Below are 25,232 nucleotides of genomic sequence, written 5' to 3'. Positions count from 1 at the left end.
GGGAACACCGTGCCGAGGCATCCGGCGGGGCCGGGTGCCGTGACGGGACGAAGCCTGCCGGGAGAGGCGCCGGCTCAGGTCCGAGCGGCCCGGGACACCCAGCCCCGTTCGTACGCGTGCCAGCCCAGTTGCAGTCGGGTCGACACCCCGGTCAGCTCCATCAGCCCCTTCACCCGCCGCTGCACGGTCCGCAGCCCGAGCTCCAGCTGCTTCGCCACGCTCGCATCCGTCAGCCCGGCCAGCAGCAGCGACAGGATCTCCAGGTCCGTCGGATCGGGCCCGGTGGACACCTCCTCCAGCCGGCCGCTCTCGCCGAGCCTGAGCGGCATGGCCTCGCGCCACACCGCCTCGAAGAGCCCCATCAGCGACTCCAGCAGCCCGGAGGCATGCACCACCAGCGCCGCCGGCTCGGCGCCCCGTCCGGTCAGCGGCACCATCGCCAGGGCGCCGTCGGCGACGACCAGCTTGGTGGGCACCCGGTCCACGACCCGGCACCGCTCGTCACGGCTCAGCGCGGCCGACAGTTCCAGGATCCCGGACGGCAGCGACAGCACCTCGCGTTCGATGACCACCCGGAACGACACCCCGCGCGTGGCGGCCTGCTCCTCGGCCTCGTTCTCCATTCCGCTCACCGCGATCGGCTTGCCGGTGACCAGGGCGCACACCTCGCTCGTGGCACCCAGCTGCAACTGGTGGAAGCGGTGCGCCACCGCGCTCGCGCCCGTCACCACCTCGACCAGATCGTGCACGGCCGGCTCGGTGGCCTCCGCCCGGTACTCCTCGGCGAGCAGTGCCGCCGTCAGCTCCGCCTGCTCCAGCTCATGGCGCTGCTGGGTCAGCAGCGCCCCCAGCGCCACCCCGGGCGGCGCGGCCACCCAACGGCCCGTGCGGGACGATGCCTGCGCGGCCAGCCCGTGCTGTTCCAGCCGGCGCAACGCCCGCTCCGTGTCCGACTCGGGAAGAGCCAGCCGGTGCGCGAGATCGGAGACCTCCGCGGCTCCCACCGTCACGAGCGCGCGGTACGCCGACTCCTGTATCTCGTCGAGACCTATGGCTCCCAGCACCCCTGGACTCCTCCGGACGCATTGATTCCGCACGATGTCGCTGTCTTCGGGTGCCCGGCCGTGGCGGAAAGCGGCCACGGCGTAAACCCGCCCTGTACATCATCCCTTTATCGCCCGTCGCTCTGCCAATGTGGCGCCACCGCAGTACCGACAACCTCCGGAATCCCACGGTCTGTTCACAGGTGTTCCGGTTTTACTTGGGGAGAGCGATGCGTCCGATATCGCGTATGGCGCTGGGAGCGGCCACCGCCGCCGTCCTGGCCGTCACCGCGATCGCACCGTCCACGGCAGCGCCGCAGGACGATACGAGCGCCAAGAGACCACTGACCGGCAGTGCGGCCGCCGCCGCCAAGGCGGCCAAACCGGTCACCGTCACTCTGGTGACCGGCGACAAGGTTCTGGTGAGCACGGACAGTTCGGGGGCCGCGTCGGTCACCGCACTGCCGCGCGAGGACGGCACCGTCCCCCTCGTCCAGACCAGGCAGTCCGGCAAGGACCTCTACGTCTACCCCGACACCGCCACCGACGCGCTGGCTGCGGGCACGGTCGACGAAGAACTCTTCAACGTCACCGGACTCATCCGCCAGGGCTACGACGACGCGAGCACCAAGTCGCTGCCGCTGATCGCCGTCTACGGCAAGGACACGGCCCGCTCCGCGCCCGCCACCCCGCGCGGCGCCGAGCGCGGACTCGCACTCGACGCGATCGACGGCGTTGCGCTCAAGGCGGACAAGGCGAAGGCCGCCGACTTCTGGTCGGACGTCACCAACACCCGTTCCCGCTCGGCCTCCGGTCTGAAGAAGCTCTGGCTCGACCGCAAGGTTCAGGCCACCCTCGACAAGTCGACCAAGCAGATCGGCGCCGACCTCGCCTGGGCCGCCGGATACGACGGCAAGGGCACCAAGGTCGCCGTGCTCGACACCGGTGTCGACGCCGAACACCCCGACCTCAAGGGCCGGATCGCCGCCTCGGAGAACTTCACCGACTCCGACACCACCGACGACCGGCAGGGCCACGGCACCCACACCATCTCCACCGTGGGCGGCTCCGGAGCGGCCGGCGACGGCAAGAAGAAGGGCGTCGCCCCCGGCGCCGACCTGCTCGCCGGCAAGGTCCTCAACGACAGCGGCTCCGGTGCCGAGTCCTGGATCATCGCCGGAATGCAGTGGGCCGTCGACCAGAAGGCCGACGTCGTCTCCATGAGCCTCGGCAGCCCGACGCCGACCGACTGCACCGACCCGATGAGCGTCGCCGCCGAGGAACTCGCCCAGAGCAAGAACACCCTGTTCGTGATCGCGGCCGGAAACTCGGGACCGACGCTGAACACCGTCTCCTCGCCGGGCTGCGCCCCGAGCGTGCTGACCGTCGGCGCCGTCGACCGCGACGACTCCACGGCCCAGTTCTCCAGCCGCGGACCCGCGATCGGCTCGCACACCCTCAAGCCCGAGATCTCGGCGCCCGGCGTCAACATCTCGGCCGCCGCGGCCGGCGGGCGGGGAATCTACGCGTACCGCACCATGTCCGGTACGTCGATGGCCACCCCGCATGTCGCGGGCGCCGCAGCCATCGTGAAGCAGCGTCACCCGGACTGGACCGCCCAGCAGATCAAGGCGGCCCTCGTGTCGTCCGCGAAGAGCGACATCCCCGGCGACGTACGCGAGACCGGCGGTGGCCGCCTCGATGTGAAGGCCGCCATCGACACCACCGTCGTCGGCGCCCCCGCCGTCCAGGCCGGCACCTTCAACTGGCCGCAGGACAAGAGCGACCGCACCACCGTCGAGGTCCCGTACACCAACTCCGGCACCGAGCCGGTGAAGCTGTCGCTGAAGGTCCAGGGCGTCACCGGCAATGACGGGTCGGACGTCCGCTCCTCGGTCGCGAAGCTCGACGCGAGCACCGTCACCGTTCCGGCCGGAGCCACCGTCAAGGTTCCGCTGCACATCGACCCGACGGCGAAGCTGACGGCCGCCCAGTACGGCGATGTCACCGGGCGTGTGCTGGCCACCGGCGCCGACGGCGTCAAGGTCTCCACCCCGTTCTCGCTGTACGTCGAAGCGGAGACCGTCACCCTGCGCGTCAAGCTCGTCGACCGTACCGGCAAGCCCGCCGCGGGCGCCTCCTCGCTGGACGTCATCGGCACCGACACCGCCAGCGGTGAGCGCCGCTTCAACGACGCCGCCACCGACCAGGTCTACCAGGTGCGCCCCGGTGCGTACTTCGTCTCCAGCTTCATCACGACGCCCGACGCGAAGGACGCCACCGGCAAGCTGGTCGAGTCCGTGGGCTACCTCGCGCGGCCGCAGCTGAACGTCACCAAGGACACCACCCTGGTCCTGGACGCCCGCAAGGCCCACCGGATCCAGGTGACGACGGAGGACCGCGCGTCCGAGAACCGCTCCACCACGCTCTCCTTCGGCCGCAGCTGGGACGGCACATGGCTGCACTCGGGCTCCATCAGCGGCACCGGCCTCGTCAAGAACTACCTGGCCGATGTGCAGGGCAAGGCAAGTGACGGCGACTTCGAGTTCGCCAGCTTCTGGCGAGCGTACGCGCCGCAGATCGAGAAGCTGTCGGTCGTCGGCGGCGCCGCTCTGCACCCGACGGTGGCGAGCACCGGCTCCGTCAACCTCGACGGTACCGGGGAGGCCGCCCTCGTCGACGCGGGCACCGGCACCCCCGACGAGCTGAAGGCCGCCGGTGTCTCGGGCAAGATCGCCCTGGTCAAGATCGCCGATGACGGGGCGATGGCCACTCAGGCGCGGAACGCCAAGGCCGCGGGCGCCAAGGCGGTCATCGCGTACCGGCCGTCCGCGGGCTCCTGGAAGCCGTCCGTCGGATACGGTCCGGCACCGTTGCCCTCTCTCGGTATCGAGTCGAGCGAGGCCGACGCCCTGAAGGCCGCCCTGGCCGACGGCCCCGTGAAGCTGAGCTGGAAGGCCACCGCCAACAGCCCGTTCGTCTACAACCTCGCCTTCCCCGAGACCGGCCCCGTCACCTCGGACCGCACCTACAAGGTCCGTGACAGCAAGCTCGGCAAGTCGACCGCCACGTACGAGGCGATGGGCATCGCGGCCGACTACGTCGACACGATGATCATCAACCGCCCGTACGGCGGGAGTTACTCCGGTGGATTCGACACCGTCGCCGTCCCCGGCAAGCGCACCGAGTACTACTCGGCGGGCGACACCGGCTGGGAGCGCTACCTCTCCTCCAGCTTCCCCTGGGGCGAGTACATGGTCGACCGGCCCCGTACCTACACGGCGGGCTCGAAGCGTACGGAGAACTGGTACCGGGGCATCCCGGCCCCGGCCGCTCCGCGCGACGCAGCGGGCAAGGTCCAGCTCGCCGCCGAACGGCAGGACAACCTGATCGGCGTCGCCCCGGGCTTCTGGAGCGACACCGAGCACGCCGGTCTCCAGGGCTCCTTCGGAGACATCGGCAACATGCGGCTGACCAGCGGTGGTGAAGTGCTCGGCGAGTCCGGCTGGCCGTCCGGGGTGTTCACTGTCCCGGCCGGGGACGCCGCGTACGAACTCACCATGAGCACCACCAAGTTCGGCCAGCCCGCCGCCGTGTGGAAGCGGTCCACCCGGACCGAGACCACCTGGAAGTTCCGTTCGAAGCGGGACGAGAACGTGTACTCGCAGGGGATCCCGCTGCTCTTCCCGGGCTACGACCTGGAGACCGACGGGCTCAAGACCCTTGCGGCGAAGGACGGTCAGACGATCGGCCTGAGCGTCACCGGCCACGCGGGCTACACGCCCGGCAAGCTGGTCGCCGCCGAGGTCTCCTACTCGTACGACGGTGGCGAGACCTGGACCCGGGCCACCACCGCACAGCAGGGCGGCCGGTGGACCGCGACCGTGAACCACGGGGGCGCGGCCGGCAAGCCGGTCACCCTGAAGACCGAACTGACGGACGCCAACGGCAACTCCGTCATCCAGACCGTGAACGACGCGTACGCCGTGCGCTGATCACGTCCCGACCGGTCCGCCGGGCGTCCTTCCCGTGGGGGGTGGGGACGCCCGGCGGACCTCTTTTACCCGGCCACTATTTCCGGATGACCCGTTTTCGTACGGCCCGTGCGGTCGACAATAAGGGCATGAGTCAGCAGGGGGAGAGGTCCGCCGCCCACGAGGACGACTGGTGGCGCAGGCTGTACGACGAGACCGCCAGGGACACCGGGGCGACCGACGCGGCCGACAGCGTCGACGACCGCTTCGACTCGGCGTCGGACGCGGTGGGCCGGGGCGGGCGCGGGGGGAGCGAGGGGGAAGGGGACCTGGACGGGGCTTCGGCCGCGGCTCCGCCTCCGGGTTCGGCTCCGGTCGCCGCGGCGGCCGATCCTCCGCCTCCGGCGTCCGCGCCGGTGGTGCCTCAGCCGGTGCGGGGGCGGACTCCGTGGGAGGAGCCGCCCGTCGCGTCCCTGCACGCGGCGGGGGCGGCCCCGGCGGGCCCGCCGCAGCCGCGCGCCTTCGCCGCACCGCCGGTTCCGGCCGATCCACCGCCCGTCCCTGACCCGCCGTCGTCACCGGATCTGCCGCCCGAGGCGCCCGCGCTGCCCGTGCCGCCCGAGTCGAGAGAGGTGCCCGAGGGGCCTGGGGCGTCGGAGTCGTCCCACCCGGCCGTCGCCACTGGAGCGTCCGCGCCGGTGCCGCAGGTGCCGCCTCTGCCCAAACGGCCGGCCGCTGAGAGGACCGTTGCCCCGCACGGCCCCGCCACCGACGGCCCCGCTACCGACGTCACCGCCACCGACGTCACCACCACCGACGTCACCGCACAGGCTCCCGAGCCCGCATCCGCTCCCGCCGGACGCCCCGTCATCGGCCATGTGGGTGACCGGCCACCCACCTACGACGCCGAGCCCACCGCGCTGCCCGCCACCGTCCCCCAGGAGCTCGACGGTCTCGTCGCCGACACCGTGCTCGACGGCGCCCGGTACGGCACGTACACCCTGCGCGCCGCCTCCGTGCGCGGGGACTCCGCGCGGTTCCGCGGCGAGCCCCGCCGCGACGCACTGCTCACCGTACGGTTCGGCACCGACCGGAGCGCGCTCGTCCTGGTCGCCGTCGCCACCGGGGCCCGCGCCACCGGGCGGGCGCATCTGGCGGCGGCCGACGCCTGCCGCTGGATCGGCGGTGCCGTGGGCCGCAGCCATGCCAGGCTCTCCGAGGACATAGGGGCCGGCCGCCGCGACGACCTCAGATCCGGCCTGCACCGTCTCACCGACCGCACCTACGGCAAGCTGCGCGCCCGCGCCGCCGAACTGGGCCTCGAACCGGAGCAGTACACCGCGGGGCTGCGCTGCCTCCTGCTGTCGGCGGATCTCGACTGCCGTACCAGGATCTTCTTCGGCGTCGGCGCCGGAGGGCTCTTCCGGCTGCGCGACGGCGTCTGGCAGGACCTCGAACCGGAGGTTCCGGAACCCGGTGGTGACGTCGGTGGCGAAGCCGCGGCCGGATCCGGACCTCCGCCCGCCGAGCCGTTCCGGTTCCGGGCCTCGGTGGCCCGGCCGGGGGACACGCTGCTGCTGTGCAGCACCGGCCTCGCCGAACCACTGCGCGGCGAGCCCGCCCTGGCCCGGGAACTGGCCGAACGCTGGGCCGACGACCGTGCGCCCGGGCTCGCGACCTTCCTCGCGGACTCCCAGCTCAGGGTGAAGGGGTACTCCGGCGACCGCACGAGTGCCGCGGTCTGGGAGGCGTAACCGCGCGCGTCATGGGTTGATGGATACGGAGTCCGGAAGCCGAAGCGCGGAAAGGGTACGCACCCATGGCCAAGCAGAATGTGTCGGAGCAGTTCGTCGACATCCTCGTCCGGGCGGGGGTCAAGCGCATGTACGGGGTCGTCGGCGATAGCCTCAACCCGGTCGTCGACGCCATTCGCCGGAACTCGGCCATCGACTGGATCCAGGTCAGGCACGAGGAAACCGCCGCGTTCGCCGCCGGAGCCGAGGCCCAGATCACCGGCTCCCTGGCGGCCTGCGCCGGATCCTGCGGCCCCGGCAACCTGCACCTCATCAACGGCCTCTACGACGCGCACCGCTCCATGGCACCCGTTCTCGCCCTCGCCTCGCACATCCCGTCGAGCGAGATCGGTCTCGGCTACTTCCAGGAGACCCATCCGGAGCTGCTCTTCCAGGAGTGCAGCCACTACAACGAGATGATCTCCAACCCGCAGCAGATGCCGCGGCTGCTCCAGACGGCCATTCAGCACGCGATCGGCCGAGGCGGGGTCAGCGTCGTCGCGATGCCGGGTGACATCGCCTCGCAGCCCGCCCCGGAGAAGTCGATCGAGCACGCCCTGGTCACCTCGCGGCCGACGGTACGGCCCGGTGACGCGGAGATCGAGAAACTCTGCCGCATGGTCGACGAGGCGAAACGTGTGACATTGTTCTGCGGCAGCGGCACGGCGGGCGCCCACGCCGAGGTGATGGAGTTCGCCGAACGGGTGAAGTCCCCGGTCGGGCACGCGCTGCGCGGCAAGGAATGGATCCAGTACGACAACCCGTACGACGTCGGCATGAGCGGGCTGCTCGGCTACGGCGCCGCCTACGAGGCGACCAACGAGTGCGATCTCCTCATCCTGCTCGGCACCGACTTCCCGTACAACGCCTTCCTCCCCAACGATGTGAAGATCGTCCAGGTCGATGTGCGGCCCGAGCACCTCGGCCGCCGTTCCAAGCTGGATCTGGCGATCTGGGGCGATGTCCGCGAGACGCTTCGCTGTCTGACTCCGCGGGTGAAGGTCAAGACCGACCGCAAGTTCCTCGACCGGATGCTGAAGAAGCACGCCGACGCACTGGAGGGCGTGGTCAAGGCGTACACCCGCAAGGTCGAGAAGCACATCCCGATCCACCCGGAGTACGTCGCCTCGGTGCTGGACGAACTGGCCGACGACGACGCCGTGTTCACCGTCGACACCGGCATGTGCAATGTCTGGGCGGCCCGCTACCTCTCGCCCAACGGCAAGCGCCGTGTCATCGGCTCGTTCAGTCACGGCTCGATGGCGAACGCGCTGCCGCAGGCCATCGGAGCCCAGTTCATCGACCGGAACCGGCAGGTGGTGTCGATGTCCGGCGACGGCGGATTCACCATGCTGATGGGCGACTTCCTCACCCTGGTGCAGTACGACCTGCCGGTGAAGGTCGTGGTGTTCAACAACTCCTCACTCAGCATGGTCGAGTTGGAGATGCTGGTCGCCGGACTGCCGTCGTTCGGTACGGCCAACAAGAACCCGGACTTCGCGGCGATCGCCCGGGCCGCCGGGGCGTACGGCGTCCGGGTCGAGAAGCCCAAGCAGCTGGAAAGCGCCCTCAAGGACGCCTTCAAGCACAAGGGCCCGGCGCTCGTCGATGTCGTCACCGACCCCAACGCGCTCTCCATCCCGCCGAAGATCAGCGCGGACATGGTGACCGGTTTCGCGCTCTCCGCCAGCAAGATCGTGCTGGACGGAGGGGTGGGCCGGATGGTCCAGATGGCCCGTTCCAACCTGCGGAACGTGCCCCGCCCCTGACCGGAAGCCGGGGCGGGGGCCGACCGGACCTCACGCCGGGGTCAGCCGCACCGTCAGGATCTGGAACGGCCGCAGCGACAGCACGAGACCGTGCTCATCGGTCTCCGCTTCGTGCAGTGGCCGTTCCAGAAGGTCGGTGATCCGGGCCTGTGCGACCGGGAATCCGACCCGCAGCGTCGTGTCGGCGCGCCCTCCCGCCGACTCGTACAGCCGTACGATCACATCGCCGCCGCGGTCCTCGGCGAGCTTCACCGACTCCACCGTGACCGCCGGATGTCCGGTGCTGACAAGTGACGGCAGGGCCGGGGCCACGGCCGCCCGCAACGGCAGATTGAGCGCCAGCCCTTCCCGTACCGCGTCCGTGATCTCGCCGCCCGGCGCGAGAGCGTACGTGAACCGGTGCGTACCGAGGTCGGTCTCCGGGTCCGGGCTGTGCGGGGCGCGCAGCAGCGTCAGCCGTACGGTCGTGCCCAGGCCCGCACCGTGCGGGGTCCGTGTCACCTCGTGACCGTACGTGGAGTCGTTGAGCAACGCGACGCCGTATCCCGGTTCGGCGACCCGCAGCCGGCGATGGGCGCAGATCTCGAAACGAGCCGCGTCCCAGGCGGTGTTGTCGTGCGTGGGACGATGGATGTGCCCGAACTGGATCTCGGCCGTGGACCGTTCGGCATGCACATCGAGCGGGAACGACGCCTTGAGGACCTTCTCCGACTCCTGCCAGTCCACCTCCGTCTCGATGTCGATCCGCCGGCTGCCCGCGGCCAGCCGGATCACCTGCGCGATGCGCGCCCCCCGAACGACCGTGTCACCTGCGCGATGCGCGCCCCCCGAACGACCGTGTCACCCGGACAGCGGTCCGCAACGGCCCCTCCTCGACCAGATCGACGGAGTCGGCGTCGGTGAGATCGGTGCGGGTGCGGCGGTAGTGCCGGTCGATGTCCCAGGCATCCCAGCGATTGGGGTGATCCGGCTGCAGCTGAAGGAGGTTGGCCCGGTGACCGGGGGCGAGCATGTCCCGCCCCGCGTCGAGATCGCGGACGGCGGTGATCAATCCGTCGCCGTCGACGACGACTCGGAGCAGCCCGTTGTCGAGTACGAATCCTTCGCGCGCCGGGCCGGTTGCCGAACCACCCGCTGATTCGATCGCGTACCCGGTCGCCGTGACCGCGCGTTCCGGAACCGCCGAGCCGTCCAGCAGACCGGTGCCCAGCCCGGGTGCCTGGGCCAGCACCGCTGTACGCCCGTGGCCCAGCGGCGGCACCCGTGCGCCGGAGGGCAGCACCGCGCTCGCCTCCGCGCCCAGCTCGATGACCTGACTGCGGTGATACGGGGACGAGTTGAAAGCCGCCAGGCTGATCAACTGACCTTGCACGCACCCTTGGCGCCTCTAGAGCAATGTGACATATTACTGCCGTGCTCATGAGACAGCCCCTGGATGTCGTCATCGTCGGGGCCGGAGTGGTCGGTGCCGCCTGTGCCTACTACGCCTCCCGGTCCGGACTGTCCGTAGCCGTCGTCGATCGCGGGCCGGTCGCCGGAGGCACCACCGGAGCCGGGGAGGGCAACCTCCTGGTCTCCGACAAACTGCCCGGCCCCGAACTGGAACTTGCCCTGCTCTCCGCCGAGTTGTGGCGCCGACTGTCGGAGGAACTGCCCGCGGACATCGAATACGAACTCAAAGGCGGCCTGGTCGTGGCCGCGTCCGAGGAGTCCCTGGCCATCCTGTCCACGACGGCCGCAGGCCAGCGGAGCGCCGGAGTCGAGGCGTACCACGTCACATGCGACCGGCTACGGGACGTCGAGCCCCACCTCGCACCGCACCTCGCCGGAGGGTGCCACTACCCGCAGGATGCCCAGGTTCAACCAGCGCTGGCAGCAGCCGAGTTGTTGCGGGCGGCCGGTCGCGCGGGAGCGGTCCTGCGGTCCGGGGAGGAGGTCGTCGGGATACTCAGGGACTCGAAGGGTGCCGTACGCGGGGTGCGGACCACGCGCGAGGAACTGCGGGCCCCTGTGGTCGTCAACGCGGCCGGCACCTGGGGCGGCGAGCTGGCCGCACTGGCCGGGGTGGACCTGCCGGTCCTGCCTCGCAGGGGCTTCGTACTCGTCACCGAGCCGTTGCCGCGGCTGATCCGGCACAAGGTCTATGCGGCGGAGTACGTGGCCGATGTGTCGAGCGGGTCCGCGGCGCTGCAGACCTCGCCGGTGGTGGAGGGAACCCCCTCGGGTCCGGTGCTGATCGGGGCCAGCCGCGAACGGGTCGGCTTCGACCGGACGTTGTCCGTACCGGTGGTCGCCCGGCTGGCCGCGCGGGCCGCCGCACTGTTCCCCGTACTGGCGGATGTGCGGGTGCTGCGCGCCTACCAGGGATTCCGCCCCTATCTGCCCGACCATCTGCCCGCGATCGGCCCGGACCCCCGGGTACCGGGCCTCTTCCACGCCTGCGGCCATGAAGGAGCCGGGATCGGACTGGCCCCCGCGACCGGACTGTTGATCGCCGACACGATCGGCGGGCGCCGGCCGGCACTCGATCTCGGACCCTTCGCGCCCGACCGGTTCGACGCGGCCCCCGTGCCCCCCGTGCCCCAGGAGAGGAACCTGTGAGACGCACCCGCGCACGTACCCCCGCCGAACTCGTCGGGGCCGAGCCCGAACCGGAGTTCCGGCTCACCTTCGACGGCCGCCCGATCCGCGGACTGCCGGGCCAGAGCATCGCCGCCGCACTCTGGGCGGCGGGCATCCTGACCTGGCGCACCACACGCGTCCACGGTCGGCCGCGGGGAGCCTTCTGCGGCATCGGTGCCTGTTACGACTGCCTGGCCACCGTCAACGGCCGTCCCAACCAGCGGGCGTGCCTGCTTCCCGCGCGTTCCGGCGACGCCATCACCACGCAGGAGGGTGACGGGCATGCCCCAGTCGACAGCTGAACACCGGCCACGGGGCGCGGACCGCGCCGAACTCGCCGTGGTGGGTGCGGGACCGGCCGGTCTGGCCGCTGCCGTCACAGCGGCCGACGACGGGCTCGACGTGGTTCTGCTGGACGCGGCCGTCGCGCCCGGTGGACAGTACTACCGCAGCCCTGCCGACGGCCTCGGCGCCACCCGGCCCGACGCCCTCCATCACGGCTGGAGCGTCTTCGCCGAACTCTCCTCACGACTCGCGGCGCACCGTGACTCCGGCGCGATCCGTCATCTTTCCGACCATCAGGTGTGGACGGTCGAGCGCGCCGCCGGCGGCGACTGGATCCTGCACGCCGTCACCGGAGCTGTCACCGAAGACAAGGGGGAACGCCGTTCGGCGGTCCGGGCCGGCCGGCTGCTGCTGGCGACCGGCGCCCACGAGCGTCAACTGCCCTTCCCCGGCTGGACACTTCCGGGGGTGGTGAGCGCTGCGGGCGCCCAGGCCATGCTCAAGTCCGGCCTGGTGCTGCCCGGCCGCCGGATCGTGGTCGCGGGGAGCGGGCCGCTCCTGCAGGCCGTTGCCCTGTCGCTGACGCGTGCCGGTGCGAGCGTTCCGGCACTGATCGAGGCGTCCGGTTACGGGGCCTACGCGCGCGCTCCCCGGGTGCTGGCCGCCAATCCCGGCAAGGCGGCGGAAGGGGCCCGCTACGCGGCGGCACTGGCCCGCTCCGGAGTCCGTGTGCTGACTCACCGGGCAGTCACCGACGTGCACGGCGACGACCGGGTGGAAGGGGTGACCGTCAGCCGGGTGGACCGCCGGTGGCGTCCCGTGCCGGGGTCCGGCCGTGAGATCGCCTGCGACGCACTCGCCGTGGGGCACGGCCTCGTTCCTCAGCTGGAACTCGCCCTGGCGGCGGGGTGCGGTACGCGCCTGTGCGCCGACGGTACGCATGCGGTCGTCCTGGACGAGCAGCTGAGGACCACCACACAGGGGGTCTGGGCGGCGGGGGAGACCGGCGGCATCGGTGGTATCGAACTGGCCCTGTGCGAGGGTGAGTTGGCCGCACTCTCGGTCATTCGCGACGTTCGGGGCGCGGCGGGGATCGGGGTGGGGATCGGGGCGCGGAGGGGCGCGGCGCGCAGAGTGGTCGCTCTGCGTCGTTCCCGGCGTCGTCTGCGGGCCTTCGCCGCGGTGATGGGGGCCGCGCACCGGCCGGAGGCCGGGTGGAGCGCGTGGCTGACCGGCGATACCGAGGTCTGCCGCTGCGAAGAGGTCACCGCGGGCCGGATTCGTACCGCGTGCGAGGAACTGGGCGCCGCCGATACCAGGACGGTGAAACTGCTGACCCGGGCCGGAATGGGGTGGTGCCAGGGCCGTACGTGCGGATTCGCCGTACGCGAACTGGCCGCCGCGCACCGTTCGGGACGCGCCACCGGGGAGGTGCCGGAGGGCCCTGACCGGCGTCCGCTGGCCTGCCCCGTGAAACTGTCCACGCTCGCCGACCTGGCCGACCCCGGATAGAACCATCTGCGCAGAACCGCGGCCACTTCCCGACGGGCCTCGGCATCGCGCACTGCCGCCCACGCTTCACCCCGCTACACCGTGACATGTCACACCTCTCAAGGAGCCACGATGCAGACGAACGCCCACCCGCGCACCCGCCCCTGGCACGGCGTCATGGTCGCCACCCCGATCACCCTGCGCGAAGACTGCACGATCGACTACGACGCCTATGCCACGCACGTACAGCAGCTCATCGCGGCCGGTTGCGACGGTGTGGTGCCCAACGGATCACTGGGGGAATACCAGACCCTGACCGACAGCGAACGCGAGCAGGTGGTCCGGGTCGCCGTCGAAGCGGCGGGCGACGGCAGCCGCGTCATGCCGGGCGTCTCCGCCTACGGCAGCGCGGAGTCGCGGCGCTGGGCGGAACGGGCTGCGGAGGCGGGTGCCGGCTCCGTGCTGCTCCTGCCGCCCAACGGCTACCGCTGCGAGGACGCGGCGGTCCGCGCCCACTACGCCGAGGTGGCCCGAGTGGGGGTTCCGGTGGTCGCGTACAACAACCCGTACGACACCAAGGTGGACCTGGCACCGGGCCTGCTCGCCGCCCTCCACCAGGAGGGCAGCATCGTTGCGGTCAAGGAGTTCAGCGGCGATGTCCGAAGGGCCTACGAGATCGCTGAACAGGCCCCCGGCCTCGACCTGCTCGTGGGTGCCGACGACGTCCTGCTTGAACTTGCACTCGCCGGGGCCGTCGGCTGGATCGCCGGCTGCCCGAACATGCTGCCGTCCTGCTGCGTCGAGCTCTACCGGGCGGCTGTGACGGGTGACATGGCAACTGCACTGCCCTTGTACCGGGAACTGCATTCCCTGCTGAGGTGGGACTCGAAGCCGGAGTTCGTCCAGGCCATCAAGGCGTCCATGGACGTCGCCGGACGCCACGGCGGCCGTACCCGCCCGCCGCGCCTTCCCCTGCCCGACGACGACGCGGCGGCCGTACGTGCCGCGACGGAGAAAGCACTGGCCGGTGGCCTCCGCTGAGCGCGGTTCTTCCGACGGCGTACGTCCGGTCAATGCCCGACGCAGCCCGTTCTTCATCTTCTTTGTGTTCTTCGTGACGAACGAGGGGGAGCCTTGCAGACACGTCACATATTCCATGCGGTCGACTCACACACCGAGGGCATGCCCACCCGCGTCATCACCGGTGGCATCGGCACCATCCCCGGCGCCACGATGGCCGAACGGCGCAGGTACTTCCAGGAGCACCGGGACGCAGTGCGCACCCTGCTCATGTACGAACCACGCGGCCATGCCGCCATGAGCGGCGCGATCCTCCAGCCGCCGACCCGGCCCGACGCGGACTTCGGCGTCCTCTATATAGAGGTCTCCGGGTTTCTGCCGATGTGCGGGCACGGCACCATCGGGGTCGCGACCGTTCTGGTGGAGACCGGCATGGTCGAGGTCACCGAACCCGTCACGACCGTACGGCTGGACACCCCGGCAGGACTCGTCAGCGTCGACGTACAGGTGCGGGACGGCGCGGCCAGCGCTGTCACGCTGACCAACGTTCCCGCGTTCAGCGTCGCACTCGACCGGACAGTGGACGTGCCCGGCCACGGACCGGTGCGCTACGACCTCGCCTTCGGCGGCAACTTCTACGCGATGGTGCGTCTGTCCGACCTCGGGCTGCCCTTCGACCGGGCGCGCAAGGACGACATCCTGGCGGCCGGACTCGCTCTGATGGACGCGGTCAACGTGGCCGACCGGCCCGTCCACCCGGAGGACCCGGCCATTCACGGCCTCAAGCACGTGCAGTTCATCGCGCCCGGTTCCGACGCCCGCCACTCCCGGCATGCGATGGCGATCCACCCCGGCTGGTTCGACCGGTCGCCCTGCGGAACCGGCACCTCGGCGCGCATGGCCCAGCTGCACGCGCGCGGCGAACTGCCCCTGGACACCGACTTCGTGAACGAGTCCTTCATCGGAACCTCGTTCACCGGGCGCCTCGTCGAGCAGACCACCGTCGGCGGGCTGCCCGCCGTCGTCCCGACGGTCACGGGCCGCGCCTGGATCACCGGTACCGCACAATTCTTCCTGAACCCGTCCGACCCCTTCCCCGAAGGATTCCTGCTGTGAAATTGCCCCTGCTCGGCGCCGACGACATCGAGGCCCTGGGACCGGCGGGAGCCGTGGACGCCCTGGCGGCGGCGCTGAGCGGGGGGCTCGATCCGGAAACCTCCCCCGCCCGGCACCATGTCACCGTGCCCGGCGGCGAACTGCTGATCATGCCTGCCACCACCCAGCAGGTGACCGGGGTGAAGATCGCCGGAGTCGCCCCCGGCAACCCGGCACACGGCCTGCCCCGGATCACCGGAAGCTATCTGCTGCTCGACGGTCCCACGCTGCTGCCGCTGGCCCTGCTCGACGGAGCCGCGCTCACCACGTTGCGCACACCGGCCGTGTCCGCACTCGCGATCCGCCACCTCACCGGGCCCGTCCTGCGCCACCTGGTGCTCTTCGGAACGGGCCCGCAGGCTTACGGGCACCTTGCCGCGGTCCGCGCGGAACGCCGCGTCGAACGGGTCACCGTGATCGGCCGCACCCAGCACCGGGTCGCCGCACTGGTCGAGCACGCCCGCCGGCTCGGCGTGGACGCCCGCGCGAGCGAGACGCACGGGGCGGAGGAGGTCGCCACGGCCGATCTGGTGCTCTGCTGCACCACGTCCGCGACCCCACTGTTCGACGGCACCCTCGTACCGGACGAGGCGGTGGTCGTCGCGGTCGGCTCGCACACCCCGGATGCCCGGGAGGTCGACACCGCCCTGGTGTCGCGCTCCGCCGTGTTCGTCGAATCGAGGGCGGCGGCCCTGTCGGAGGCGGGCGATCTGCTGATCCCGATGGCGGAAGGGGCCTTCAGCGCCGACGACATCACCGGCACCCTCGCCGACCTGGTGGCCGGCCGGAGCCTCGGCGAGAAGCCGGCTGCCCGCGAGTGCCCCCGGTTCTTCAAGAGCGTCGGAATGGGCTGGGAAGACCTTGCGGTCGCCGCCGCGGTGCACCGGGATTCGGCGCTCTGACCGAGTTGTCCACAGGCTTGGAACGACGCGCGCGAGCGGAAACGCGCCATTGTATTCTGAGGGCCCGTACGGCGCTGGAGGAACACATATGGCCCGCCTGACGACGCTCAACGCCATCTCGGCGCAAGAGCACTTGCGCGACCGGGTGGCGAACGCCCTCAGGGCGGCGCTGATCGCCGGGGACCTCCGTCCGGGCGTGATCTACTCCGCTCCCGCGCTCGCCGCCGACTTCGGGGTGTCCGCCACTCCGGTCCGCGAGGCCATGCTCGACCTGGCGCGCGAGGGCCTGGTCGAAGCGGTCCGCAACAAGGGCTTCCGCGTCACGGAGTTGACCGAACAGGACCTCGACGACTTCACCGAACTCCGCGCCATGATCGAGGTACCCACGGTCGGCCGCATCGCCCGCATGGGCAAGACCAGGCAGCTGAGGGCGCTGCGCCCGCTCGCCGTGGAGATCGTCGACGCGGCCGCCGAGCACGACATCATCGGATATCTGGAGGCGGACCGTCGCTTCCATCTCGAACTGCTCGGACTGGCCGGTAACCGCAGGCTGGTCGAAGAGGTCGGCAACCTGCGCAAGCGATCGCGCCTCTTCGGGCTCAACCGGCTGGCCGACAGAGGCCTGTTGGCCAGATCGGCCGAGGAGCATGTCGAACTGCTCGACCTCGTGATCGCCGGTGACGCACAGGGCGCCGAGAGAGCCATGCTGATCCACATGTCACATGTCAGGAAGCTCTGGGCCGAGGAGGAGGCAGCGGAGGCGGCCGAGGAGGCGCGCATGGGAGGCATGCGGATCAGAAGGGTGACGCTGCCGGCCGCCGAGGTCTGAACCACTGGCTGTGGATGCCTGAACACCGGTCGCACCACAGGGGCCCGAGGAGGGTCGCCGGTACGGCTCGGCCCTCCGCCTTCTTTCGCTCCCTCCCGGCTCCCTCCGTCTCCCGTCGGCTGCCCCGGTACGCCTGCGGCGTTCCGCCTTCCGCGGGCCGCCCCGGAACCGCTCGGGGCGGCCGTTGAAGTGGGCCGTACGGCTCGACTCGCGGCTCAACTGTCCAGCAGGGCGGCCATCCACTCCTCGACTCCGTCGGCGGTGCGCGGCAGCGCGGACGACATGAGACGAGCGCCGTCGGCCGTGATCACGAGGTCGTCCTCGATCCGCACCCCGATTCCACGCAGCGACGGGGGCAGCGTCTCGTCGTCGGGCTGGAGATAGAGCCCCGGCTCGACAGTCAGGACCTGGCCGGCTTCCAGCCGCCCGTCCAGATACGTCTCGGCCCGTGCCTGGGCGCAGTCGTGAACGTCCATGCCGAGCATGTGACCGCTGCTGCAGAGCGTGTAACGGCGGTAGAAGCCGTTGTCGGCGTCGAGTGCCTCATCGGCGGACATCCGCAACACACCCCATTCGTGCAGTCCCTCGGCGATGACCCGCATGGCCGCCAGATGGAAGTCACGGAAGCGCGCGCCGGGGCGCAGCGCCGCGATGCCCGCTTCCTGCGCGGCGAGCACCAGTTCGTAGACGCTGCGCTGTACGGGGGAGAACCGGCCGGAAAGCGGCAGGGTGCGGGTGATGTCGGCCGTGTAGAGCGAATCCGTCTCCACCCCGGCGTCCAGGAGCAGCAACCGGTCGCGGTCCAGCGGGCCGTCGTTGCGGATCCAGTGCAGAACACAGGCGTGTGCCCCCGCTGCGGCGATCGTGGAGTAGCCCGGACCGTTTCCCTCCAGCCGGGCCCGCAGATCGAAGACGCCCTCGATCCAGCGCTCACCCCGTGGATGCCGCAGTGCCTGCGGCAGGCTTCGCACCACATCCTCGAACCCCGCCACCGTCGCATCGACGGCTTGCTGCAACTGCCCGGTCTCCCAAGGGTCCTTGATGAAGCGGAGCTCGCTGAGCACCGCCTCCAGACCGGCCGGAGCCGACCGGCCGGGCGTGAACGAGCGGCAGGAACACAGGAGTTCGTCCACGGATGGGTCTACGCCGCCCAGCACCCGTACCGGGGGCTGCGGCCCGGTCAGCAGTTTCTCCCAGGCGTCCAGGTGCGCGCAGCGGATGCCGGTCATCCGGGTGGCTTCCGCCAGGTCGGGCCTGCGCCCGACCCAGAACTCCCCGTATCTGCGGTCACGGTAGAACTCGTCGCCGGTGCGCGGTGACCGGGGCCGCAGATACAGCACGGCCTCGTGCCGCTCGGCACCGTCGGGTTCCAGGACGAGGACATGGCCGGCCTGGTCCTCGCCCGTGAGGCCGGTGAGCCAGGCGTAGCCGGTGTGCGGACGGAACCGGTGGTCCGTGTCGTTGGAGCGGACCGCGAGCGCGCCCGCCGGGATGACCAGGCGCTCACCCGGAAAGCGGGCGGCGAGTCGGGCGCGGCGGGCGGGCGTGACGTCGTACGAGGGAACGCGGACATCCGCCGGGAGCGGGGTGTCCGCCCACGCCGTGCTCATGAAGGCGTCCAGCGCGGGCGACACCGGCAAGTCATGACTGCTGGTGCGGGGTGCGGAGAGGGAACGGGGCACGGGCATTGCTCCTCAGGGTTCTGTCGGGGCTCGGGGCTCGATGTTTGCGGCTTGCGGCTTGCGGCTCAAGTCCGTGACTACGGCGATGAGTTGGCGCGGAGATGAATGTGCGCCAGAGGGCTTCCGAAGAACATGTGACATGTGCCATTGTACAGCGCGCAGAGGGGAGCGGTCGTGCCCATGTCACAACGTGAGCGCACCGGAATCCGGTCCGGCCCCACCCCCGTGCATTCCCCCACAGCCGCGCCCCGTTGCGCGGTCACCACTCCGCTGGGAGGCGGCACGTGAAGAACCGTACGGTTCGACAGAGATTCACGGGACTGTCCACTGTGGCCCTGGCAGCATGCCTGGGCGTGGGCCTGCTCTCCGCACCGAGCCAGGCCGTTGAGCAGCACTCCACCGCATCGGCAGCGACCGCGGCGCCCGGTCACACCAGGACCGCAGGCGCCGGTTCGGTGCGTACGGGCAACGGACTCGCCGCAGAGCCGGGCGGCCCCTCCGCCGAAGCGCCGACCGCACCCGGCGGCGACGCCGAACATGGCGGCCGTAAGGCGCTCAAGGCCGCCGACCGCCCGCCGTTGTCCGCATCCAAGGACGCACTGCGGCGGGACTACGACGACCTCGGCACCGCGCTCCCGAGCCACCTGGCGCCCTCGATGAAGGCCAAGGCCCGAGCCCGGGCCAAGGCCGCCGGTCTCACCGCACCCGCCGGCGGGGCCGCGGCCGCGTGCAACGTCAGCGACTTCACCAGCCGCACCGGAAGCGCCCTGGTCCAGCAGGTCACGTCATCGACCACCGACTGCGTCAACACGCTGTTCCGTGTCAAGGGCAGCGACGGCTACCACGCCTTTCGCGAGGCACAGATGGTGACCATCGCCAACGCTCTGCGCGACGGATCGGCCGCCTACCCCGGGGACAGCAGCACCGGCATGCCCCAGCTGGTCCTCTATCTCCGAGCCGGGTACTACGTGCAGTACTACGACCCCGACACCGTGGGCGACTACGGGCCGCAGTTGCGTACGGCCATCCAGGGCGGGCTCGATGCGTTCTTCGCCGCCCCGCACGCCTTTGACGTCACCGACGCCAACGGCGAGACCCTGGCCGAGGCCGTCACGCTGATCGACAGCGCCGAGCAGAACGCCCGCTACCTGAAGGTCGTCAAGCGGCTGCTGGCCGACTACGACTCCTCGTACGACAGGTCCTGGTACATGCTCAACGCCGTGAACAACGTGTACACGGTGACATTTCGCGGCCACCAACTGCCGGAGTTCATCCGTGCCGTGGAGTCCGATCCCAGCCTGCTGAACGCACTCCACGACTTCGCCTCGCGCCATCTCGACCTGCTGGGCACGAAGCGGTCGTACCTGACCTCCAATGCGGGGCGTGAGCTCGGCCGCTTCCTCCAGGAGGCGTCCCTGCGTCCCAAGGTCAGTCCGCTCGCCGTCTCACTGCTCGGCAAGAGCTCCCTCACCGGACCCACCGCCCCGCTGTGGGTCGGCGTGGCGGAGATGACCGACGCCTACGACAAGGCGAACTGCTCCTCCTACAACACCTGCAATCTTGCCCAGCGCCTCAAGAGCGCCGTCCTGCCCGTCAATTACACCTGCAGTGACAGCATTCGCATTCTGGCACAGCAGATGTCCACCGCGGAGCTCGCCGCAAGCTGCACCAGTCTGCGCAACCAGGACGCCTACTTCCACGACGTCGCCCGGGACAAGGGGCCGGTCGACGGCGACCGCAACTCCACCATCGAGGTCGTGGCCTTCGACTCCAGCGCCGACTACCAGACCTACGCCGGTGCGATCTACGGCATCGACACCAACAACGGCGGCATGTACCTGGAGGGTGACCCCTCAGCGGCCGGGAACCAGCCCCGGTTCATCGCGTACGAGGCCGAGTGGGTCCGCCCCGAGTTCCAGATCTGGAACCTCAACCACGAGTACACGCACTACCTCGACGGCCGCTTCAACATGCACGGCGACTTCAACGCCGGAATGACCACGCCGACCGTCTGGTGGGTCGAGGGCTTCGCGGAGTACGTCTCCTACTCGTACCGCAAGGTCGCCTACGACGCCGCCGTCGCCCAGGCCGCGAACCACACCTACACCCTGCGGACCCTGTTCGACACCACCTACGACAACGCCGACCAGACCCGTGTCTACAACTGGGGCTATCTGGCCGTCCGTTACATGCTGCAGTCCCACCGCGCGGACGTCGACACGCTCCTCGGGCTCTACCGCAAGGGTGACTGGAACGGTGCCCGCACCCTGCTCACATCGACCATCGGCAGCCGCTACGACGCCGACTGGAACACCTGGCTGACCGCCTGCGCGGCCGGCAGTTGCGGCACCGGCACCAACCCGCCCACCGACCCCGCTGCCGAGTGCACGGGCGGCGACACCCGGGAGCTGGGCCAGGACTGCAAGCGCAGCGAGCTGGCCCACACCCGGGACAACTACACCTACCTGTACATGTACATTCCGGCCGACACCGCGCAGCTGAAGATCACCGCCTCGGGCGGCACGGGCGACGCCGACCTCTACTACAGCGCGGACGGCTGGGCGGCCACCGGCAGTTACACCCAGCGGGCCGTCGGTGCCGGCAACGAGCACACGCTGACCATCGACCACCCCGCGGCCGGATACAACTACATCAGCCTCCACGGCGTCGAAGACTTCAGTGGCGTGACCGTCTCCACCAAGTACTGAACACCAGTACTGAGTGCCTTCGGTCACACGACAACGGCCGGCCGGCAGAGCGGTGGTCCCGCTCCGTCGGCCGGCCGTACCGTACTTCGGCGGCTCACAGCAGCCGTAGCGTGCCGGGGGCCGTCCCGTTCGTCAGGGTCTCCACGAGCAGGTCGAACAGCGTCGGTCCCCGCCCGGCCCGGGCATCGTCGAGCCGCTGCTGGACCGCGGGTCTGTTGGTGGGGTGCACCCGGCTCAGGCTCTGCCGAAGACAGCGAGCCGTCTCCTCATGGCCCAGGGCCTGCGCAGAGAGTGTGTGGTCCCGCCATTCGAAGACGAAGTCGCCGTCGTCCGGAGTGCCCATCCCGCCGCCGAGACAGTCCGCGAGGGCGTCGAAGTTGCGGCCGAAGTATCCGCCCGGGCCGTTCACGGCCTCGCCGATCACTTCCCAGAACTGCTCCAGGCCGGTGACCCGGGAGCCGTCGATCACATAGGTCACGGTCATGGGGGGAGGGTACAAGTCCGGCCGCTTCCGGCGGTCCGTGATCCGCGCCGCAGGTGGGGGCTACGGCGCGGACCGGCTCTGAGGGCCGGGCTTCAGCAGCCCTGGTCGATCAGGTCGAACGTGGCGTAGTGGTCGCTGGTGTAGTAGTCCTCCTGCACCTCTTCACCCGTGACGATCCGACGCGCGCCCCGGGTGGGGGAGCCGGGGGTGATGACCGTGTACTCGTGGTAGTAGACGGTGCTCCGGCTGGGCAGGACGCCTTCACGGTTCTGGAAGACGGCACCGTCCTGCGAGTAGGGGAACGGGCCGCCCGCGTCGATCAGGTCGAGGGTGTCGTGCGCCTGGGCAGGCAGGGCCGAGTAACAGATGCTGCCGACCGAGGTGGTGGCGGCCGTTGCGGTCGTGGGGACCGGGCCGCCGATGAAGAGGGCGGACAGGAGGGCGGCAGCGCCACCGAGCGTGGTGATCCGTGGGGGGATTCGCATAGCCACCATGATGACGCGCGTAGACACGGTGCCGTCAACGCCAATCGATGTGAATATTTTGGAAGTTGACCGAAGGGGCGGAAATGTGACGTCGATGTGTCCGGGGTCGCCAGGCCGATTCTGCGCGCCTGTTCACTTATTGATGAGTCGACAAGCGTGGCGGCCGGTCTGTGGGGCATGCATCCCCGTGGAGACGTCGCGCGAAGGCGTTCGACGATACGGCGAACAGGGGGCGATTCACTGTGCGGGCGGGGGAAATGATGGAGCGTCAGGAAGGCGATTCCATGGCGGGCGGGCCGGCTCACGAGCCCGGGGCGCAGGGGCAGCAGCCGGTCCGGCTGCATCGCAGACTGGCCCATACCGATCTGGCGGCGGTGAGAGAAGTGCGGTGTGCGTTAAGGGAGTTCCTGCGGTACCAGTGGCGGGCCGAGCCGGCCGAGGTGGCGGAGCTCCTGCTCAGTGAGCTGGTGACCAACGCGCTGATCCATACGAGGCACGGCGCGGTCGTCACGGTGAGCGTGGCACCCGCCAAATTACGGGTGGAGGTACGGGACTTCGTGTCCGGGCTGCCCCCGTCGTACGTACCGAACGCCGACGACGGTACGCACGGCCGGGGGCTGTTCCTGGTGCAGAGCCTCGCGGACGCCTGGGGGGTCGGCGCGCACGCGCTGGGCAAGGTCGTCTGGTTCGAACTGCACGGCGAAAGGCCCTGAGAGCCCGGAGAAGACCGGGCCGTCAAGGCCTCTTGCGACGGATCAGCGGACCAGCGCATCCGTATGGATCAGCGCATCCGTATGGATCAGTGGATCAGCCGAACTGCTGCTCCAGATCCTTCAGTTTCCGCTCCAGCGAATCGAGCCGGGGCAGTGCCTGGGTGTCGTCCTCGGCGGTGAGGTCGACGGTGATCGGATCAAGCGCGTTCCGGTCCGGGGCGGCGGCGTTCGGACCCGTCACGGCTTGCAGGGACGGCCGGTAGCGCGAGGGCAGTTGTCCCGGCTCGGATATGGCGGGCTCCACGACGGACTGCGCGGAGGCCGTCGTCGGGGCGATCGCCTGGATGTCCACCTGGGTGCCACCCCGGCCGACCCGGCGCCAGGCCCGGTTCTGCCGGTTCAGCGCCCTGATGTGGGCTCGGTCCAGCTTCTCCTGGCCCTTCCTGCGGAGACGGTTCTGCTCCTTCTCCCGCCGGTCCTCACGTACTTCCTCGACCGCTTCGTCCAGAGTGCGTACGCCCTCCAGCAGCATCAGCGACCAGGCGCCGAAGGTCTCCCGGGGGGCGCGCAGCCACCGTACGATCCGGATCTGCGGCAGCGGACGGGGCACCAGGCCCTGTTCGCGCAGCGCGGCCCGGCGGGTCTGCTTCAGTGCCCGGTCGAAGAGCACCGCCGCCGAGAGCGACATCCCCGCGAAGAACTGCGGGGCGCCTGCGTGGTCCATTCCGCGCGGCGCGTGCACCCAGTTGAACCAGGCCGCGGCACCGGCGAACGTCCATACGAGCAGCCGTGAGCCCAGCGCCGCGTCACCGTGGCTGGCCTCGCGCACCGCGAGTACGGAACAGAACATCGCGGCCCCGTCGAGGCCGAACGGAACGAGGTATTCCCAGCCCCCGGTGAGGCCGAGGTTCTGCTCGCCGAAGCCGACGAGCCCGTGGAAGGAGAGCGCGGCGGCGACGGCCGCACAGCAGAACAGCAGGATGTACGAGGCGGTGGCGTACAGCGCCTCCTTGCGTCTGCGACGCTCCTCGCTGCGCTCCCAGCTGTCGTCGGCAGCGGAACTGTCAGCGGCGCGCTTGCCGCGTGCGACCACCGCCACCGCCGCCAGGACCCCCACGAGCATCACGGCGCCCGGAAGCAGCCAATTCAGCGATATGTCGGTCAGTCTCATGCGCGGTCCCTTGCGTCGCGTAGGGCATTTCGGGCGCCATGATTGCCGAAACCCCGTCACGCTCAGGGGGTTTCGGGGCAAGAGAACGCCATTGGGTTGGCAGGGCATACGGATAGCCGGGATCTGATCGAATATCCGTACGCGGCCGATGAAGTGCGTTCGAATAGTACTACTCGTGAAGGTGGTGTGGATCAATGAGTGGGCGTCAGTTTCCGTACCCGGTCCGCGTCACAGGTGCGGGGGCAGGTGACACAGGTGTCCTCGGGGCGCAGCGTGTAGAAAAGACAGCAGCTCGTCCGGTCACGGGTGGGCAGCGATCCGCCGTCCGGCCCGGTCAGTTCACGGAAGCCCGCCGCGCCGACGTACGGCTTCGTGGTGCCGGGCAGGAGCGCCTCCAGCTCGGCCATCGCCCGCCGCTCCTCGCCGAGGAGATGGGCGATGTACCAGAGGCCCTCGACGATTTCGTCCGTCGCCATGCCCCACAGCGCCCGCCTGCCGCGCCGCATCCGTGGTCCGAAGCCGTCCAGCACCGGGCCGATGTGGTCGGCCACCGCGGCGAGCACCTCGGCCCGCAGCGCCGCCTCGTCGGGGACCACCCGGGCGCCCGGCAGTCCGGCCGCGGGATCGTCCGGAAGGCAGGCGAACTCGCCTACGCGGACGGTCAGATGGCCCAGCGCGCGCTGGAACGCCACATCGCCGACGGGGATCCGGGGCACCCGCCGGTGCAGGAACCACGGCAGCGTCACCAGCAGGCAGGCGGGCCAGGCATACCGGTGCAGTCCGAAGCCGGCGACCACATCGGGGCGGGGCTGCTGTCCGTAGTCCCGCACCACCTGCGCGTGGTCCCAGGCGAGGAAGGCGTCGAGCGCGGCACCACCGGCCGCGAGCTCGTCGGCGCCCACCCAGCCGGCGCCGCGGGGTGCGGCGTCATCGTCCGTCAGCACCTCTGCGCGCAGGCCGGGGAAGACCTCGGTCAGACGCGTGTACGCGACCGTCACGGCGGACGCGGTGGTGCCGGGAAGCAGGGCGGGGAGTGTCATGCAGGGACCACCGAATCGCGATCGTTTGCAGGTAAGCCTTACCTTACCCGAACGGATCGATGTTTG

At 70.4% G+C, this 25,232-nt stretch carries 18 protein-coding genes and 1 pseudogene; 12 read left to right on the top strand and 7 right to left on the bottom strand.

The genetic code is table 11. The features are described from left to right. Positions 1-74: 74 nt before the first annotated feature. Positions 75-1,064 carry a helix-turn-helix domain-containing protein gene (locus tag ACFVV1_RS30740; protein ID WP_389995874.1) on the bottom strand — a complete coding sequence of 330 codons (990 nt, stop codon included), beginning with the start codon at positions 1,062-1,064 and terminating at the stop codon, positions 75-77. Between the two features lie 209 nt (positions 1,065-1,273). On the opposite strand from ACFVV1_RS30740, the gene ACFVV1_RS30735 reads away from it, so the two are divergent. The 3 genes from ACFVV1_RS30735 to ACFVV1_RS30725 all read left to right on the top strand — a co-directional run bounded on the left by ACFVV1_RS30735 (position 1,274) and on the right by ACFVV1_RS30725 (position 8,579). Next, positions 1,274-5,038 carry a S8 family serine peptidase gene (locus ACFVV1_RS30735; RefSeq protein WP_389995871.1) on the top strand — a complete coding sequence of 1,255 codons (3,765 nt, stop codon included), beginning with the start codon at positions 1,274-1,276 and terminating at the stop codon, positions 5,036-5,038. Positions 5,039-5,166: 128 nt separating this feature from the next. Further along, the gene (locus tag ACFVV1_RS30730) at positions 5,167-6,771 is read left to right on the top strand and encodes a protein phosphatase 2C domain-containing protein (protein ID WP_389995868.1); all 1,605 of its coding nucleotides are present in this window, start codon (positions 5,167-5,169) and stop codon (positions 6,769-6,771) included. 65 nt (positions 6,772-6,836) lie between these two features. Next, positions 6,837-8,579, top strand: coding sequence for a pyruvate dehydrogenase (locus ACFVV1_RS30725; protein WP_389995866.1), 1,743 nt, complete (start codon positions 6,837-6,839; stop codon positions 8,577-8,579). Between the two features lie 30 nt (positions 8,580-8,609). Here ACFVV1_RS30725 and ACFVV1_RS30720 read toward each other — a convergent pair. Continuing rightward, positions 8,610-9,930 (bottom strand): annotated as a pseudogene (locus ACFVV1_RS30720) (glycoside hydrolase family 38 C-terminal domain-containing protein); the annotation flags it as partial. Between the two features lie 62 nt (positions 9,931-9,992). On the opposite strand from ACFVV1_RS30720, the gene ACFVV1_RS30715 reads away from it, so the two are divergent. The 7 genes from ACFVV1_RS30715 (at position 9,993) to ACFVV1_RS30685 (ending at position 16,883) form a co-directional block, all read left to right on the top strand. Next, entirely contained in the window at positions 9,993-11,180 is a 1,188-nt protein-coding gene (locus ACFVV1_RS30715) for an NAD(P)/FAD-dependent oxidoreductase (RefSeq protein ID WP_389995864.1), read from the top strand. After that, on the top strand, positions 11,177-11,503 hold the full coding sequence (locus ACFVV1_RS30710; protein ID WP_389995861.1) for a (2Fe-2S)-binding protein: 327 nt from the start codon (positions 11,177-11,179) through the stop codon (positions 11,501-11,503). Before ACFVV1_RS30715 ends, ACFVV1_RS30710 begins: the two co-directional genes overlap by 4 nt. After that, positions 11,484-12,998, top strand: coding sequence for an NAD(P)/FAD-dependent oxidoreductase (locus tag ACFVV1_RS30705; RefSeq protein ID WP_389995858.1), 1,515 nt, complete (start codon positions 11,484-11,486; stop codon positions 12,996-12,998). The genes ACFVV1_RS30710 and ACFVV1_RS30705 overlap by 20 nt, the downstream gene beginning before the upstream one ends. Before the next feature lie 111 nt (positions 12,999-13,109). Continuing rightward, positions 13,110-14,018 (top strand): dihydrodipicolinate synthase family protein, encoded by a 909-nt coding sequence (locus ACFVV1_RS30700; protein WP_389995856.1) that lies wholly within the window; start codon positions 13,110-13,112, stop codon positions 14,016-14,018. A gap of 93 nt (positions 14,019-14,111) precedes the next feature. Then, entirely contained in the window at positions 14,112-15,113 is a 1,002-nt protein-coding gene (locus ACFVV1_RS30695) for a proline racemase family protein (RefSeq protein ID WP_389995853.1), read from the top strand. Then, positions 15,110-16,054, top strand: coding sequence for an ornithine cyclodeaminase family protein (locus tag ACFVV1_RS30690; RefSeq protein ID WP_389995851.1), 945 nt, complete (start codon positions 15,110-15,112; stop codon positions 16,052-16,054). The genes ACFVV1_RS30695 and ACFVV1_RS30690 overlap by 4 nt, the downstream gene beginning before the upstream one ends. 88 nt (positions 16,055-16,142) lie before the next feature. Continuing rightward, entirely contained in the window at positions 16,143-16,883 is a 741-nt protein-coding gene (locus ACFVV1_RS30685; protein WP_389995848.1) for a GntR family transcriptional regulator, read from the top strand. Between the two features lie 215 nt (positions 16,884-17,098). On the opposite strand, the gene ACFVV1_RS30680 is transcribed toward ACFVV1_RS30685, so the two are convergent. Beyond that, complete coding sequence (locus tag ACFVV1_RS30680; RefSeq protein ID WP_389995845.1) at positions 17,099-18,565, bottom strand: aminopeptidase P family protein; 1,467 nt, start codon at positions 18,563-18,565, stop codon at positions 17,099-17,101. Positions 18,566-18,849: 284 nt separating this feature from the next. On the opposite strand from ACFVV1_RS30680, the gene ACFVV1_RS30675 reads away from it, so the two are divergent. Continuing rightward, complete coding sequence (locus ACFVV1_RS30675) at positions 18,850-21,273, top strand: M9 family metallopeptidase (protein WP_389995842.1); 2,424 nt, start codon at positions 18,850-18,852, stop codon at positions 21,271-21,273. Positions 21,274-21,367: 94 nt separating this feature from the next. On the opposite strand, the gene ACFVV1_RS30670 is transcribed toward ACFVV1_RS30675, so the two are convergent. Together ACFVV1_RS30670 and ACFVV1_RS30665 are read right to left on the bottom strand one after the other, a co-directional pair. Next, the gene (locus ACFVV1_RS30670; protein WP_389995840.1) at positions 21,368-21,757 is read right to left on the bottom strand and encodes a barstar family protein; all 390 of its coding nucleotides are present in this window, start codon (positions 21,755-21,757) and stop codon (positions 21,368-21,370) included. 92 nt (positions 21,758-21,849) lie between these two features. Beyond that, positions 21,850-22,242, bottom strand: a complete 393-nt coding sequence (locus ACFVV1_RS30665) for a ribonuclease domain-containing protein (protein ID WP_389995837.1) — start codon at positions 22,240-22,242, stop codon at positions 21,850-21,852. A gap of 350 nt (positions 22,243-22,592) precedes the next feature. On the opposite strand from ACFVV1_RS30665, the gene ACFVV1_RS30660 reads away from it, so the two are divergent. Further along, on the top strand, positions 22,593-22,955 hold the full coding sequence (locus tag ACFVV1_RS30660) for an ATP-binding protein (RefSeq protein WP_389996032.1): 363 nt from the start codon (positions 22,593-22,595) through the stop codon (positions 22,953-22,955). 94 nt (positions 22,956-23,049) lie between these two features. Here ACFVV1_RS30660 and ACFVV1_RS30655 read toward each other — a convergent pair whose 3' ends face one another. Both ACFVV1_RS30655 and ACFVV1_RS30650 read right to left on the bottom strand, forming a co-directional pair. Then, positions 23,050-24,126: a DUF2637 domain-containing protein gene (locus ACFVV1_RS30655; protein WP_389995834.1), complete on the bottom strand. Its 1,077-nt coding sequence runs from the start codon at positions 24,124-24,126 to the stop codon at positions 23,050-23,052. Positions 24,127-24,317: 191 nt separating this feature from the next. Continuing rightward, positions 24,318-25,166, bottom strand: coding sequence for a (2Fe-2S)-binding protein (locus ACFVV1_RS30650; RefSeq protein ID WP_389995832.1), 849 nt, complete (start codon positions 25,164-25,166; stop codon positions 24,318-24,320). Positions 25,167-25,232: the final 66 nt, after the last annotated feature.

This window comes from Streptomyces sp. NPDC058092 (genome assembly GCF_042884935.1).
In the GTDB taxonomy this organism is placed as follows: domain Bacteria; phylum Actinomycetota; class Actinomycetes; order Streptomycetales; family Streptomycetaceae; genus Streptomyces.
This window is presented reverse-complemented; position numbering and strand designations above follow the sequence as displayed.